Origin of the sequence: Aneurinibacillus sp. REN35 (assembly GCF_041379945.2) — a bacterium.
Lineage (GTDB): Bacteria > Bacillota > Bacilli > Aneurinibacillales > Aneurinibacillaceae > Aneurinibacillus.
Genome location: NZ_JBFTXJ020000004.1, coordinates 146,478 through 161,283, shown reverse-complemented (window position 1 = coordinate 161,283; position 14,806 = coordinate 146,478). Strand labels below are relative to the sequence as shown.

Here is a 14,806-nt window from a genome sequence, read left to right as displayed (position 1 = left end):
TCCTCAAGACGTTGTGGTTTTAGTTTTTGCAAGCGCACGAACGGTTTCATCGTCCGGCGTGATGAATAGCGTTTTCTGCTGTTCATAAATAACAAAGCCGGGCTTTGCGCCTTTCGGCTTTTTAACATGGCGCACAAGCGTGTAGTCAACAGGCACCTGACTGGAGCCGCGGGCTTTGCTGTGGTAAGCAGCTAGTGTGGCCGCTTCACCAAGCGTAGCATCGCCGAAGCTTTCACCCCGGATGACGACATGCGATCCCGGGATGTCCTTTGTATGCAACCACGTATCATCTGCATGGGCCAGCCGATTCGTTAAGTAGTCGTTTTGTTTGTTGTTTTTGCCAACATAAATGGCGACACCTTCGCTTGACGTATAGCGTTCAAGCACAGGGTTCTTTGGTTTTCCTTTTTTCATTTTGCCTGCTCGTGCGCGGAGATAGCCTTGCTCAGTGAGTTCTTCGCGAATTTCCTCGATGTCTGCAAGTCCGGCTGCTTCAATCTGCTGCAGGATTCCATCAAGATAGCGCACTTCTTCTTCCGCAGCGGCAATTTGACTGTCTACAACAGCTAGACTGTTCTTAGCCTTCGTATATTTTTTGAAATACGCCTGCGCATTTTCAGCCGGTCCAAGTGCCGGATCGAGTGAAATCGTCATAAGAGGGGCCTCTTCCTCGTAGTAGTTTATCACGTTTGCTTCTGTTTGGCCTCTGGTAATTTGATAGATATTTGCCGTAATCAGTTCGCCATAGATTTGATATTGGCGTGCACCTTCTGCTTTTTGTTTTGTCTCGCGCAATTTCTCAATTTTTTTCTCGTTTTTATTGCGCTCGTTACTAACCAATCGCAAGAGATCGTGCATGCGTTGCTTTACAGCATCGCGCTCCGCTTTCCCGTGATAGAATGCCTCAAGACATTCACTTATCGTCGGGAATGTTTCTGTATCGACACTAGCTGTGTGAGTGAGAGGCACGGCAGAAAAATATTCTTTTGTTTCCGTGCGCACAATAGTAGGCGTGTAATCATGCGTTTGTACAGGCTGTATAACAGACGCAAATGCAGCCCATAGCGCATCGAGCGTCGGCAATCCGGCTCGATGTACAATCTCCTCAGCAATCAGCGGGCTTATTCCGGCGAACGAGGCGACAAGCTGTTTTGCGATTTTACCTTCATTTAAGCGAATACGCCGGACGAAGTCGTCTTTGGTTGCTGTTAGCGGATTAAGCTTATCCTGAGGCGGAGGAGCCAGATAAGGCCGTCCTGGCAGCACTGTCCGATAACGGCTGACTGCAGGCGTAACATGATGCAATCCATCATGTATCATGCCGCTTATAGGATCTATAAGAATCAGATTGCTGTGCCGTCCCATAATCTCAAGTACGATCCGCTTTGTTCGATCATCGCCGAGCTCATCTCTTCCTCGAATATCGATGTGGATGATCCGCTCCATATCTACTTGAGTGATGCGGTCAATGATGGCCCCTTCGCAATATTTGCGGAGCAGCATACAGAACATCGGTGCTGTTAGCGGATTCTGATAGCTTGCTTTCGTTATATGTATCCGCGGAAAACTTAAGCTTGCTGAAAGAAGCAGGCGCATATTGCCGTTCCGCGTCCGAATTTGCATCACAATATCGGTATCTGTTGGTTGGTGAATTTTCATAATGCGCCCGGTCGCAAGCAGCTTGTCTAGTTCATGCGTTACCGCGCGTGTCACGATTCCGTCGAATGCCATAAGCATCTCCTTTCCGCGTATCTGTATCGATAGCCAATGTATAGATTATACTATAAACTTTCTTGTTGTCTCCTTTGTGCGTGTTTGCCGCAGATAAAAACTTAATTTTTTTGGATTATAAATGGTGGTAGCGTAGGCCGCTTTTATTCATCGGTGTGTTTGTGATACAATGAGTGCAAGCAGCACGCAGTGAATATACTAAAAAGACCGCCCGGTGCTGGTAACACCAAGACGGTCATGCACAATAGACGCTCCGATCCGGGGCGGCTCAAGGTTCATAAATAGACCTCTCCTTATGCTTCCAGGCTCAAGGGAGGTCTATTTCCGTTTTGTGGCGATAGCGACAATAGCTATAATTACGCTCAGAAAACCTACGATGAAAAGTCCAAACGTAAGCATCTGCATGGTAGCTTCATGTGCTGTCAGAGGCATCACCCCCTTTCTATGTGGGAGTGAGCCGACCACCCTTGAGGAGCCGTATCTGCTTGTGCAATAAAAAAATTATATCATATCTGCCGTGCGCCCGACTGAGAAGGGCGTCTTTTTTTGTTTCTCCGCTTCCTTTTTTGGCTAAATAACATCTGTAGGGAGCGTATTCACTTTTCTTCTTTGCAGCCGATATCTTAATAAGAAGCAAAGACACGTACTACACTTTTTGCTCCGGGAACAAGTGCATAAAGAAAACAGATCGCTAGCATTTTTTATGGCTTGTCAGAATACATTTAAGGTGAAGATACGCTCGGAGCAAAGGAGGCACCTGTATGAATGGGCAGCATTATTGGTTTAGCTATTCGGAAGACGAGCTTGCACACATTTTAAAAACGGATACAAAACATGGATTAACTCAAGAAGAGGCAGCACAGCGGCTCGCAGCACTCGGGCCTAATATGCTGGCAGAAAAGCAGAAGATCTCGCCGCTCGCCTTGTTTTTAGGGCAGTTTAAAGATTTTATGGTGCTCGTTCTGCTTGCGGCGACGCTGATCTCGGGATTTCTCGGGGAGTATGTAGACGCCATTGCCATTATTACGATTGTGATTATTAATGGTATTCTTGGATTTCTACAGGAGTTTAGGGCAGAACGCTCACTAACGGCATTGAAAGAATTGACCGCACCGATGGCGTATTGCATCCGTGGTGGACAGCTTATGCACATTCCTGCCAAAGAGCTTGTTCCCGGCGATATTATTTATCTAGAAGGCGGCGACCGGATTCCGGCGGATGTCCGCTTTCTCTCCGCCAATGGAGTCCAGGTGGAAGAATCTACGCTGACAGGGGAGTCGGTGCCGGTTGAGAAGAACAGTACGGTGCTCGCCCACGGGCAGATTCCGCTTGGCGATCAGGTGAATATGGGGTTTATGGGCACGATGCTCACCGCAGGAACCGGGTATGCTGTTGTATTAACGACTGGAATGATGACGGAGATGGGCAAAATTGCCGATCTATTGCAGACGACGGAGACGCTGGCAACACCGCTGCAGAATAAGCTTGAACAATTAGGCAAGATTCTTATTGTTGTAGCGCTTGCCCTGACCGGCTTGGTGGTGGCGGCCGGGATTTTTCATGGGCAGGAAATGTACGAAATGTTTCTCGCAGGAGTAAGCCTTGCGGTTGCAGCGATTCCGGAGGGGCTGCCAGCCATTGTTACTGTAGCGCTGGCGCTTGGCGTACAGCGTATGATCAAGCGGCGGGCTATTGTTCGTAAGCTGCCGTCCGTGGAAACGCTAGGCAGTGCGAGTGTAATCTGTTCTGACAAAACAGGTACGCTGACACAAAATAAAATGGCTGTTACACATGTATGGCTTGATGATTCCATCGTTGAAATCAGCGGCATGGGATATGAGCCGGAAGGGGAGTTCATTGCGGCGAACCGCTCTATTCGCGCTCAGGCGCATGGGCCGTTGTATAAACTGCTGCAGCTTGGTGTACTGTGCAACAATGCGCACCTAGAGCAACAGCGTGGTGAGAAAAAGGGCATGTTCAAAAAAGCGGATGAACAATGGATAGTAAACGGAGATCCGACAGAAGGAGCGCTGCTTGTCGCCGGAGGCAAAGCTGGGATTACGCGTAACATTCTGGGCGAAACATGGACGAGGATTAAGGAATTTCCGTTTGATTCGACACGCAAGATGATGTCCATTGTTGCGCAGGATCGGTACGGGAAGCGAATGTTGGTGACCAAGGGCGCGCCGGATGTACTGCTCAGCCGCTGCACACATATTATGTGGAAGGGGCATGTGACACAGCTGACCCCGACGCTGCGCAGGCAAATTGTCTTTGCGAATGAATCGCTTGCTAAACAAGCATTGCGGGTGCTTGCCGTAGCATACCGCGAACTTCGTCCAGGCGAGCTGCCTGGCAGTGAACAGATGGCGGAAAAAGGACTTGTGCTTGTAGGGTTAGCCGGCATGATTGATCCGCCGCGCGCCGAAGCGAAGCAGGCAATTCGGCGCTGCCGGCAGGCAGGGATTAAGACGGTAATGATTACGGGTGATCACCAGACGACAGCGGAAGCTATCGCAGGCCAGCTGGGAATTGTTCCGGCAGGCGGGTTGACAGTAAATGGACAGGATTTATATAATATGTCCGATAGTGAGTTCGACTCCATCGTTGACGATGTATATGTATACGCAAGAGTATCGCCGGAGCATAAGCTCAGGATTGTGAAGGCTCTCCAGAAAAAAGGGCATGTTGTGGCGATGACAGGGGATGGTGTCAATGACGCACCTGCAATTAAAGCGGCTGATATTGGTATCGCTATGGGAATTGCAGGTACGGATGTAACAAAAGAAGCAGCATCCTTGGTGCTTGCTGACGATAATTTTGCCACGATTGAGGCGGCAATTGAGGAAGGACGAACGATTTACGATAATATTCGTAAGTTTATCCGGTATTTGCTGGCGTCCAATGTAGGCGAGATTATGGTTATGTTTTTTGCCATGCTGGCCGGATTGCCACTGCCGCTTATACCAATCCAGATTCTCTGGGTTAATCTGGTAACGGACGGATTGCCGGCTTTGGCGCTGGGAGTTGATCAACCGGAAGAAGCCACCATGAAACGTCCCCCGCGTTCACGTCATGAGAATGTGTTTGCAAGAGGGCTTGCATGGAAGATCGTTTCGCGAGGTTTGTTGATTGGTCTTGTAACACTTGCGGCCTTTTGGGTTACGTATCAAGCGAATCCGTCAGATTTGACCCGAGCGCAGACCGTGGCGTTCGTCACACTTGTCATGGCGCAATTAATTCATGTGTTTGACTGCCGCAGCGAGATTTCGATTTTTAGCCGGAATCCGATGCAGAATAAGTATTTGGTGCTTGCGGTATTGTCTTCGATACTGCTTGTGCTTCCGGTAATTTATTTGCCTGTGCTGCAGCCTATTTTTGGTACGGTGGCACTGAGTGCATATGAATGGACGTTTATCGTATTGTTGGCCGGTATTCCAACGTTTGCGACAGGAGTATTCTCATTGCTGTACGCAAAACCCGGCAAACACGGAAGGGTGAGAGAGAGTTGAATTTCACGAAGATGAATGGACTGGGCAACGATTTTATTATCGTTGCCCATTTTGAGAGTGTGCCGGATTATGCGTCTGAGATGGCGCGTGCCATGTGCGACCGGCATTTTGGCATTGGCGCGGACGGATTGGTATTTATCCTGCCGTCTTCATCTGCAGATGTGCGCATGCGAATTATAAATGCGGACGGCTCCGAAGCTGAACAATGCGGCAACGCTGTGCGCTGTGTGGCCAAGTATGCACATGACCACGGACTTGTGCAGGGTGAGGCATTGAGCATAGAGACGCTCGCTGGCATTCAGCATGTATGGCTTACCGTCGAATCAGGCAAAGCTGTGCAGGTAAAGGTAGATATGGGAGAACCGATTTTACGTGGCGAAACCATTCCGGTTGCGGTAGCAAAAGAGCAGGTCGTCGACTATCCGATTGAGACAGGTGGACAGAAGTTTGCATTTACCGGCGTCTCCATGGGAAATCCGCATGCGGTTATTTTTGTTAACGATGCACCGGGCTTTGATGTAGAGAAGTGGGGTCCGGCGCTTGAGACGCATGAGTTTTTCCCAAACAAAGCCAACATTGAATTCGTCTCGGTGGCTTCAGAGCAGGAAGTAGACATGCGCGTATGGGAGCGCGGCTGCGGACAGACCTTTGCTTGCGGAACGGGGGCCTGTGCTACTGTCGTCGCTGGTGCGCTGACCGGACGCACGGGACGTCAGGTGCTTGTTCATCTCAAAGGCGGCGATCTTATGATTGAATGGAATGAAACGGACAACCGTGTATATATGACAGGTCCCGCTGCGGAAGTATTTACGGGGCATTGGCATAAGGTATAGCGGCGGAGGTGAGGGTAACGTGGTATACAGTATGACCGGGTATGGGCATGCAGAGAACAAAGGTCAAGATGTCTCTTTTATGGTAGAGATGCGCTCTGTTAATCACCGTTTTAGCGAGGTGGCGATTCGTATGCCTCGTGAGTTGGCCGCATGTGAAGATGCGGTGCGTAAGAAGGTACTCTCTTACATACGCAGAGGACGTGTGGACGTATTTATTACGGTAGAGACAGACAAGCCTGCTTCTTCGCTTCGTATCAATTGGGAGTTGGCCCGTCAATATAAAGAGGCGATGGAAGAGGCTGGCGAGCGGTTTGGAGTGACGCAGTCCATATCAGCACGGGAGCTTTTATTGCTGCCGGATGTAGCCCGAACCGGAGAAGAGAAATCTGCTTCTGATGCCTATGAAACTCCACTGCTTGCGGCTGTCGAAGAGGCGGTTGTGATGCTTGTGTCTATGCGAAAGAAAGAGGGCGAAGCTCTGTGTGCGGACGTGTTAGGACGCATTGAGGAGATGCGCCGTCAGGTGGAGCAATTGGCTGCATTTGCTCCTAAAGTAACAGAGAACTATCGGGAGCGGATTTTTGCCCGCATGCAAGAGTATATACAAGGACGTGTGGAGATTGATGAATCGCGCCTGCTTCATGAAGTGGCGCTCTTCTCCGAACGGGCCGATATTTCAGAAGAGATTACGAGGCTTAGGAGCCATTTCATTCAATTCGAGCAGATAGCCTCCGGATCGGATGCGATGGGTCGCAAGCTTGATTTTCTTGTGCAGGAATGTCATCGCGAGATCAATACGATTGGAGCCAAAGCAAATCACCTTGAAATCAGTCAAAAGGTGGTCAATTTGAAAGCTGAGCTAGAAAAAGTGAAAGAACAGGTGCAAAATATAGAATAAAGAAGTAGAATAAGAGTTAACTTTATTTATCCCGCTCAAAAACAGGGAGGCATGCACGTATGGCCATTAAATTGATTAATATCGGCTTTGGCAATATTGTTTCAGCCAATCGTATCATTTCGATCGTGAGCCCTGAATCAGCTCCGATTAAACGGATCATCCAGGAAGCGCGGGACCGTGGAATGCTGATTGATGCCACGTATGGCAGGCGTACGCGGGCGGTTATTGTAGCCGACAGCGACCATGTGATTTTGTCGGCTGTGCAGCCAGAGACAGTGGCGCACAGACTGACAAGTAAAGATGATGACTCTGACGAATAAGTAAACGGGGGATTGTATGAAGCAAGACAGAGGGTTGTTGCTTGTTTTGTCGGGACCATCCGGCGTAGGCAAAGGAACAGTATGCGCAGCGCTTCGGCCGCGCATGAAGCAGGTTGTATATTCGGTATCAGCTACTACACGCGCGCCGCGTGAAGGAGAAATAGACGGGGTGAACTATTTCTTTAAGACAAAAGAAGAGTTCCAAGATATGATTGAGAATGATCAGCTGCTAGAATGGGCAGAATATGTTGGTAATTTCTACGGTACGCCGCGCCAGTTTGTAGAAGAGACATTAGCAAGCGGCCGCGATGTAATCCTAGAGATTGAAGTGCAGGGTGCACTGCAAGTGAAGGAGAAGTTTCCTGAGGGGATTTTCCTATTTCTTGCGCCGCCGGATCTTAAAGAGCTTCGTTCCCGTATTACGGGGCGCGGCACGGAGACGGAGGAGAGTATCCGTAACAGGATGATGGTAGCAAAAGCAGAAATCGAGCTGATGGACCATTATAATTATGTAGTTGTCAACGATGAAGTGGACAAGGCATGCGATCGTATTCAGGCCATTATTTTGGCTGAGCATTTGAAAAAAGAACGACAAATCGCCAAATACCGCGATTGGATTCAGGAGGTTTTTTGACAGATGATTTATCCTTCAGTTGATGAGTTGTTGCAGCAGGTAGATAGTAAGTATACATTGGTTAGTATCGCTTCTAAGCGTGCACGTCAGATGCGTGAACAAAACAAATACTTAATTGAGAAGCCAATTTCTCATAAATTTGTCGGCACAGCGTTAGAAGAAATGCATGCAGGCAAAATCGAGTTCGAACGTAAATAGGGATGTAAAGATGAATACAAGAAAGCGCATATCGGGCCAGCGCAGGCGGAAGCGATATGCGCTTTTTTTCCATGTTTCTTAATAACGTACACGTAATGGAGGGGAGAGGTTCCGATGAAAGGAAAAACGATTGTCATTGGAGTAACCGGCGGCATTGCGATATATAAAATAGCGGATCTATGCAGCAAACTGACCCAGCAGGGAGCCGATGTATGGGTGCTGATGACAGAATCTGCGACCCGATTTGTACAGCCGATTACATTTCAAGCACTTGTGCGCAATCCGGTATTGACCGATACGTTTCAAGAACCGAATCCTGCTGTTATTTCCCATATTGACGTGGCAGACCGGGCCGATCTATTCTTGGTTGCGCCAGCTACAGCCAATGTGATCGGCAAGATGGCGGGCGGCATTGCCGACGATATTGTAACAACTGCTTATTTAGCAACGAAAGCACCTGTCTGGATTGCCCCGGCCATGAATGTGAATATGTACGGCCATCCGGCTACACAGCGCAATATGCGTCAGTTAGCAGCGTATGGATATCGGTTTATTGAACCTTCTGAAGGGTATCTTGCCTGTGGATGGATCGGTAAGGGACGTCTTGCCGAACCGGTCGATATTCTTGCAGAAATTCAGAGCTTCTTTGCAAAAGGAGCCCAAAGGGATATGGAAGGTGTACGGATGCTTGTCACAGCAGGAGCAACGCGGGAAGCGGTAGACCCGGTGCGCTTTTTTACGAATCATTCATCAGGCAAGATGGGATATGCGATTGCGGAAGCGGCTGCAAAGCGTGGTGCTCATGTAACGCTGGTAAGCGGGATGACAAATCTTACGCCTCCAGCGGATGTGGAGTATGTTCAAGTAGTATCAGCAGAAGATATGTATCAGGCTGTCATAGCTAGGTATGACAAATGCGATATTGTCGTCAAGGCTGCAGCGGTTGCCGATTATCGGCCGAAAACGACGCACAATCACAAAATGAAGAAACAGCCTGGTGATCTTGTATTGGAGTTCGAACGTACACGCGATATTTTATCGGAGCTTGGAAAGCGCAAAAGCCACCAATTCCTTGTCGGTTTTGCGGCAGAGACAGAAAATGTGGATATGAATGCTCGCGGCAAGCTGGAACGTAAAAATGCAGATATGATCGTTGCCAACAATGTAGCGCAAAGCGGTGCCGGATTTGGCGTCGATACGAATATTGTAACGATCTATACGAAAGACGGGGGAAGCCGTGAACTTCCACAGATGAACAAAACGGAGATTGCCGATCATCTGCTCAATGCGGTGCTTGCGGCCCGCGTGAAACGGGGCGTATAAGATGTATGCTCGCGTTGTCGTCGATGTGCCGGTTGCTGATACGGACCGGCCGTTTGATTACAGAATTCCTTCTTCTCTTGCGCCGTTTGTCGCTGTCGGCAGTCGGGTGTCCGTACCATTTGGTCCGCGCAAGCTGCAGGGCTTCGTAGTTGAACTTTCGGAAGTATCGGAGGTAGAGAAGACACGAGACATTCTTGATGTGCTCGATGTAGAGCCGCCGCTAACCGAAGAGATGGTATGGCTTGCGGGTCGCATGAGCGAGCGATACATGTGCACGCATTATACGGCTCTTCAATCAATGATTCCGGCTGTCCTGCGTTCAAGCTATGACAAACAGATTACCCTGACACCGGAAGGCGAAGCGTTTGTTCCTGTGCTTTTGGAGGAGAGAGTTTTTTATCAAACGATTAAGAAACGTCAGCCGGTACTCTGGAATAAAATAATGAAAGAGTTCCCGGATGCGGGAGTTTGGCTCAATGAGGGAATCAAGGAGAACCGGATTCGTATTGAGCAGGTTGTTGGTGATCGTGTTACGAAAAAAACGGTGACGGTCCTCTCACCCGCTGTGTCTGTAGAAGAGCTAGAGGCCGCTTGTAGCACGCTTGCAAAAACGGCTGTGCGTCAGAAAGAGATTCTTTCACATTTTATTCATTTCCATGGGCCGATTTCGCAGCCTGAGCTGTTGTCACTGCTGGGCATTTCGCATCAAGCGGTAAAAAGCCTTGTAGATAAGAAGCTGCTCAGTAAAGAAGAGGTCGAAGGGTATCGTGATCCGTATGCGGGGCGTACATTTACACCTGTGGCCAAGCATGCGTTTACTCCACAGCAGCAGGTCGTAATAGATGGCATTACAAAAGGCATGGAACCTGCTGTATATTTCCCGTGCCTTTTGCACGGAGTAACCGGAAGCGGCAAGACGGAGGTATATCTTGAAATTATGGAGCGTACCATTGCTAAAGGACGGGAAGCGATTCTGCTTGTACCTGAAATTGCGCTCACACCACAGATGGTGAATCGGTTTAAAGGAAGATTCGGTGCGCAGGTGGCTGTTATGCACAGCCGCCTTTCACAAGGAGAGCGCTATGATGAATGGCGTAAAATTCGACGCGGCGAAGTGAAGATTGCGATTGGTGCGCGGTCTGCGGTATTTGCTCCGTTTCAGAATCTTGGACTCATCATTATGGATGAGGAGCATGAAGGGTCATATAAGCAGGAAGAGACGCCCCGCTATCATGCTCGGACGATTGCCCAGTATCGTGGTCTGCATCATCAAGCTATTGTCATATTAGGAAGTGCTACCCCGTCTATGGAATCCTACCATGAGGCACAGAAGGGGCGCATCCAATTTTTTGAGATGAAAGACAGGGTGGGAAATCGCCCGCTACCCGAGGTTACGGTCGTGGATATGAGGGAAGAATTAAGAGACGGAAACCGTACGATGTTTAGCAAGCCCTTGATGGACGCAATCAATTTGCGGCTTGAGCGCAACGAACAGATTGTTATGTTTTTGAATCGCCGTGGCTTCTCCACATTTATTATGTGCCGCTCCTGTGGGTATGTGGCCCAGTGTCCGCACTGCGATATTTCGCTGACGTATCATAGGAGCAATCGGACGCTGCGGTGTCATTACTGCGGCTATGCCGAACGAGAACCCAAGGTATGTCCTGAGTGCGGCAGTGAGCATATCCGCTTTTTTGGCACGGGAACTCAAAAAGTGGAGGAAGAGTTGGCCCGCTATTTTCCGGGGATTCGCGTCATACGGATGGATGTGGATACGACCGGGCGGAAGGGCGCGCATGAGAAGTTGTTAGAAGCCTTTCGGGAAGGTAAGGGCGATGTGCTGCTCGGGACGCAGATGATTGCCAAAGGGTTAGACTTTCCCAATGTGACGCTTGTTGGTGTGCTGGCCGCAGATAGCATGCTGAATTTGCCGGACTTTCGTGCCGCGGAGCGAACGTTTCAACTGGTGACACAAGTGGGTGGTCGGGCAGGAAGGCATGAGAAGAAGGGGGAAGTAATCCTTCAGACATACAATACGGAACACTACAGCATTCAATACGCAAGCCGCCATGATTACGAAGCCTTCTTCGTCGAAGAGATCAAGCAGCGCTATGAGAAGAACTATCCGCCATATCATCGGCTCGTGCTGTTTACGTTTGCGCATGAGAATGTTCCCCTGCTTGTTAAGACATCGGAGAGGTTCGCAGGAAGACTGCGTGAAATCATCCCGCCAGGTGCGTATTTATTGGGGCCTGTAGCGTCACCGATTGCCCGGATTAAAGATAGATATCGATTCCAATGCATGATAAAATATAAAAACGATCCACGCGTCTTACCGGCTGTTCACCGCATGGTACAGGCGTTTGACGAAGAACGAAAGAAGACGGGAATCACACTGACAGTGGATGTGGACCCGCAAATGATGATGTGATGAGAGATGCAGAAGCGAAAGTCGTATGGTCGCTTCGTTTATGTAGGAGGAAAAAGCAGATGAGTATTCGAATGATAGTCAAACATCCAAGCCCGGTTTTGCGGGAGCGATGCAAAGAGGTTACGAAGTTCAATCCGAATCTTCACAAGCTGCTCGACGATATGGCCGAGACGATGTATGATGCAGAAGGCGTTGGATTGGCTGCCCCGCAAGTAGGCATTACGAAGCGTGTCGTTGTCATTGATGTAGGTGATGGGATCATTGAGATGATCAATCCGGAAATCATTGAGAAAAAAGGTGAGCAGTATGGTCCTGAGGGCTGCTTAAGTATCCCGGGGTTGCTGGGCGATGTGCGCCGTTCCCACTGGGTGAAGGCCAAAGCGCAGGATCGCAATGGCAACGAGATTATCGTTGAAGGTGACGAACTGCTAGCACGTGCGATTCAGCATGAGATTGATCATCTGAATGGCGTCCTGTTCATTGACCTTGCAGAGAAGACGTATTCCGGAAAAGAATAATAGAAGCATAAGACGCAGAAGGAGTGGACGCTTGTGCGAATCGTATTTATGGGCACCCCGGATTTCGCGGTGCCTTGTTTGCGGAAGTTAGTAGAAGAGAAATACAATGTGGTAGCGGTTGTAACCCAACCGGACCGTCCGAAGGGACGCAAGAAACAGCTCGCTGCTCCTCCGGTGAAGGAGGCCGCGCTGCTGCTTGGTCTGCCTGTACTGCAGCCAGAGAAGCTAAAGGTAGACGGTGTGCAGGACATTCTGGATTACAAACCGGACCTTATCGTTACGGCAGCGTTTGGTCAGATTCTTCCTAAGGAATTGATTGAATACCCAGCGTACGGCTGCATTAATGTGCATGCTTCCCTGCTGCCACAATACCGTGGCGGAGCACCGATTCATAAATCAATTATTGATGGGCAGAAAGAGACCGGAGTTACCATTATGTATATGGTTGAAAAATTAGATGCAGGCGATATGCTAAGTCAGGTCCGTGTCCCGATTGAGGATACGGATAATGTAGGGACGATGCATGACAAGTTGAGTCGTGCTGGAGCCAAGCTTTTGCTTGAGACGATTCCGAAGCTGCTTGATGGGAAAATTCAGCCCGTACCACAGGATGAAGCTGAGGTTACGTATGCATGGAATATTAAGCGGGAAGATGAGCGTCTTGATTGGACAAGATCAGCTCGTGAGCTGTTTAACCATGTACGCGGCTTATATCCATGGCCGGTTGCCTATACGGTAGTCGAAGGTGATAATCTGACTGTAAAAGTATGGGAAGCTTCTGTGCTGACCGAAGATGCAACGAATCATCAAGAGCCAGGTACAATTCTATCGGTTGCACCGGAGGGGATTGATGTGCAGACCGGTCAAGGTGTGCTGCGTCTTACGCACATTCAACCCGCTGGCAAGAAAGCCATGGCAGTGGCGGATTATGTGCGCGGAAGTTCCGCGTTTGCTCCGGGCATGCGCTTTGTGAAGGAGTCGACTCATGAGTAAACGAACACAAGTGTTGCCGACGCCAAAAACCGCCCGTGAACTTGCGGTACGGACTTTAACAGAGATCGAAGACAAGCAGGCGTACAGCAACTTAGAGCTCAAATCCTCGCTTGCGCAGGCAAAGCTTGCACGGCGGGACGCGGCTCTCGCGACAGAGCTAGTATATGGAACGATCGGGCGGCTGAATACGCTTGATTGGATGCTTGAACAATTTCTTTCCCGTCCGCTCCACAAGCTCGAAGGATGGGTGCGCAATTTGCTGCGGATTAGCTTTTACCAGCTCTCCTACCTAGATCGAATTCCTGATCGGGCGGTTGTGCATGAAGCGGTGGAGATTGCAAAAGCATGGGGGCATAAGGGCATATCGGGTATGGTTAACGGCGTGCTGCGGAGTCGAATCCGACAGCCGGAAAAGGTTGTTATTCCTGAAGGATTATCCCCGATTATGCGTATCGCTCTTACTCATTCTCATCCCGAATGGATGGTTGAGGAGTGGATTCGCTTATACGGTGAAGCGGAGACTGAGGCGATGTGTGCGGCGAATAATGCAGCCCCCGCATTGAGCCTGCGTGCTAATGCGCTGCGCGCGACTCGCGATGAGCTGATTGAGCAGATCAGAAAGCAGGTGACGGATGCGGAAGCTGAGCCGTCTGTGCTTGCTCCAGAAGGCGTCGTGGCAAGCGATATCGGAAGCATTGCGGAATTGCCTGCATACACAAGCGGCTCCTGCACGGTACAGGATGAGAGCTCAATGCTTGTAGCGCGTGCGCTTGCTCCTCAAGCTGGCACAAAGGTGCTCGATATGTGTGCCGCACCAGGTGGCAAGACGACCCATATTGCCGAGCTGATGAAGAATAAAGGTGAAATTATTGCGCTTGATGTGCATGCGCATAAGATTAAGTTAATTGAAGAAAATGCATTCCGCCTTGGTATTTCGATTATCGAAAGCCGTCAAGGAGACGCCCGCTCTGTGGACAACGTACTCTTAGGCACCACTTTTGATCGAATTTTGGTTGATGCGCCTTGTACCGGTCTCGGTGTGATTCGCCGTAAACCAGATATTAAATGGCATAAGTGGCAGGAGGATGCGGCCGCTATTAGTGCGATTCAGTATGAGATTTTATGTTCAGCAGCACGACTTGCGTCTTCTGACACCAAAATTGTCTATAGTACATGTACGGTACAGCCGGAGGAGAACCAGGAGGTAGTCCAACGTTTTCTTGCCGCTCATCCCAAGTGGGAGCTTGACGGATCGCTTGCTGCGGATATGCCCGATGTGCTTTTGGACAAGTATCCAACATTATCTGAAGGGTATATGCAGATTCTCCCGCACCACTTTGGTACAGACGGCTTTTTTATTTCCCGCCTACAAATGAAACAATAGCAGGAAGCGTGTTTTATGCTTCCTTTTTTCT

13 protein-coding genes are annotated in these 14,806 nt (G+C 49.5%); 11 read left to right on the top strand and 2 right to left on the bottom strand.

The annotated features are described in order from the left end of the window. Positions 1-3 precede the first annotated feature (3 nt). The gene (locus tag AB3351_RS10070; protein WP_371147009.1) at positions 4-1,731 is read right to left on the bottom strand and encodes an Rqc2 family fibronectin-binding protein; all 1,728 of its coding nucleotides are present in this window, start codon (positions 1,729-1,731) and stop codon (positions 4-6) included. A gap of 318 nt (positions 1,732-2,049) precedes the next feature. Continuing rightward, the gene (locus AB3351_RS10065) at positions 2,050-2,163 is read right to left on the bottom strand and encodes a putative holin-like toxin (protein ID WP_371147008.1); all 114 of its coding nucleotides are present in this window, start codon (positions 2,161-2,163) and stop codon (positions 2,050-2,052) included. 329 nt (positions 2,164-2,492) lie between these two features. Here AB3351_RS10065 and AB3351_RS10060 point away from each other — a divergent pair, with 329 nt between their 5' ends. The 11 genes from AB3351_RS10060 to rsmB all read left to right on the top strand — a co-directional run bounded on the left by AB3351_RS10060 (position 2,493) and on the right by rsmB (position 14,775). Further along, on the top strand, positions 2,493-5,243 hold the full coding sequence (locus tag AB3351_RS10060; protein WP_371147007.1) for a cation-translocating P-type ATPase: 2,751 nt from the start codon (positions 2,493-2,495) through the stop codon (positions 5,241-5,243). Further along, entirely contained in the window at positions 5,240-6,076 is an 837-nt protein-coding gene (gene dapF / locus AB3351_RS10055) for a diaminopimelate epimerase (protein ID WP_371147006.1), read from the top strand. Before AB3351_RS10060 ends, dapF begins: the two co-directional genes overlap by 4 nt. Before the next feature lie 19 nt (positions 6,077-6,095). Further along, positions 6,096-6,974 (top strand): YicC/YloC family endoribonuclease, encoded by an 879-nt coding sequence (locus tag AB3351_RS10050; protein ID WP_371147005.1) that lies wholly within the window; start codon positions 6,096-6,098, stop codon positions 6,972-6,974. Positions 6,975-7,033: 59 nt separating this feature from the next. Further along, on the top strand, positions 7,034-7,294 hold the full coding sequence (gene remA, locus AB3351_RS10045) for an extracellular matrix/biofilm regulator RemA (RefSeq protein ID WP_371147004.1): 261 nt from the start codon (positions 7,034-7,036) through the stop codon (positions 7,292-7,294). A 16-nt stretch (positions 7,295-7,310) separates the two neighbouring features. Next, entirely contained in the window at positions 7,311-7,928 is a 618-nt protein-coding gene (gene gmk, locus AB3351_RS10040) for a guanylate kinase (RefSeq protein ID WP_371147003.1), read from the top strand. Positions 7,929-7,931: 3 nt separating this feature from the next. Continuing rightward, complete coding sequence (gene rpoZ, locus AB3351_RS10035) at positions 7,932-8,126, top strand: DNA-directed RNA polymerase subunit omega (protein WP_371147002.1); 195 nt, start codon at positions 7,932-7,934, stop codon at positions 8,124-8,126. Positions 8,127-8,240: 114 nt separating this feature from the next. Continuing rightward, a complete protein-coding gene (coaBC, locus tag AB3351_RS10030) occupies positions 8,241-9,449 on the top strand; it encodes a bifunctional phosphopantothenoylcysteine decarboxylase/phosphopantothenate--cysteine ligase CoaBC (RefSeq protein ID WP_371147001.1) in 1,209 nt (402 codons plus the stop codon). Between the two features lies 1 nt (position 9,450). Further along, positions 9,451-11,880 (top strand): primosomal protein N', encoded by a 2,430-nt coding sequence (gene priA, locus AB3351_RS10025; RefSeq protein WP_371147000.1) that lies wholly within the window; start codon positions 9,451-9,453, stop codon positions 11,878-11,880. Positions 11,881-11,939: 59 nt separating this feature from the next. After that, complete coding sequence (def, locus tag AB3351_RS10020; protein WP_371146999.1) at positions 11,940-12,398, top strand: peptide deformylase; 459 nt, start codon at positions 11,940-11,942, stop codon at positions 12,396-12,398. 48 nt (positions 12,399-12,446) lie between these two features. After that, positions 12,447-13,391 (top strand): methionyl-tRNA formyltransferase, encoded by a 945-nt coding sequence (gene fmt, locus AB3351_RS10015; protein ID WP_371147162.1) that lies wholly within the window; start codon positions 12,447-12,449, stop codon positions 13,389-13,391. Then, complete coding sequence (gene rsmB, locus AB3351_RS10010) at positions 13,384-14,775, top strand: 16S rRNA (cytosine(967)-C(5))-methyltransferase RsmB (protein ID WP_371146998.1); 1,392 nt, start codon at positions 13,384-13,386, stop codon at positions 14,773-14,775. Before fmt ends, rsmB begins: the two co-directional genes overlap by 8 nt. Positions 14,776-14,806 lie beyond the last annotated feature (31 nt).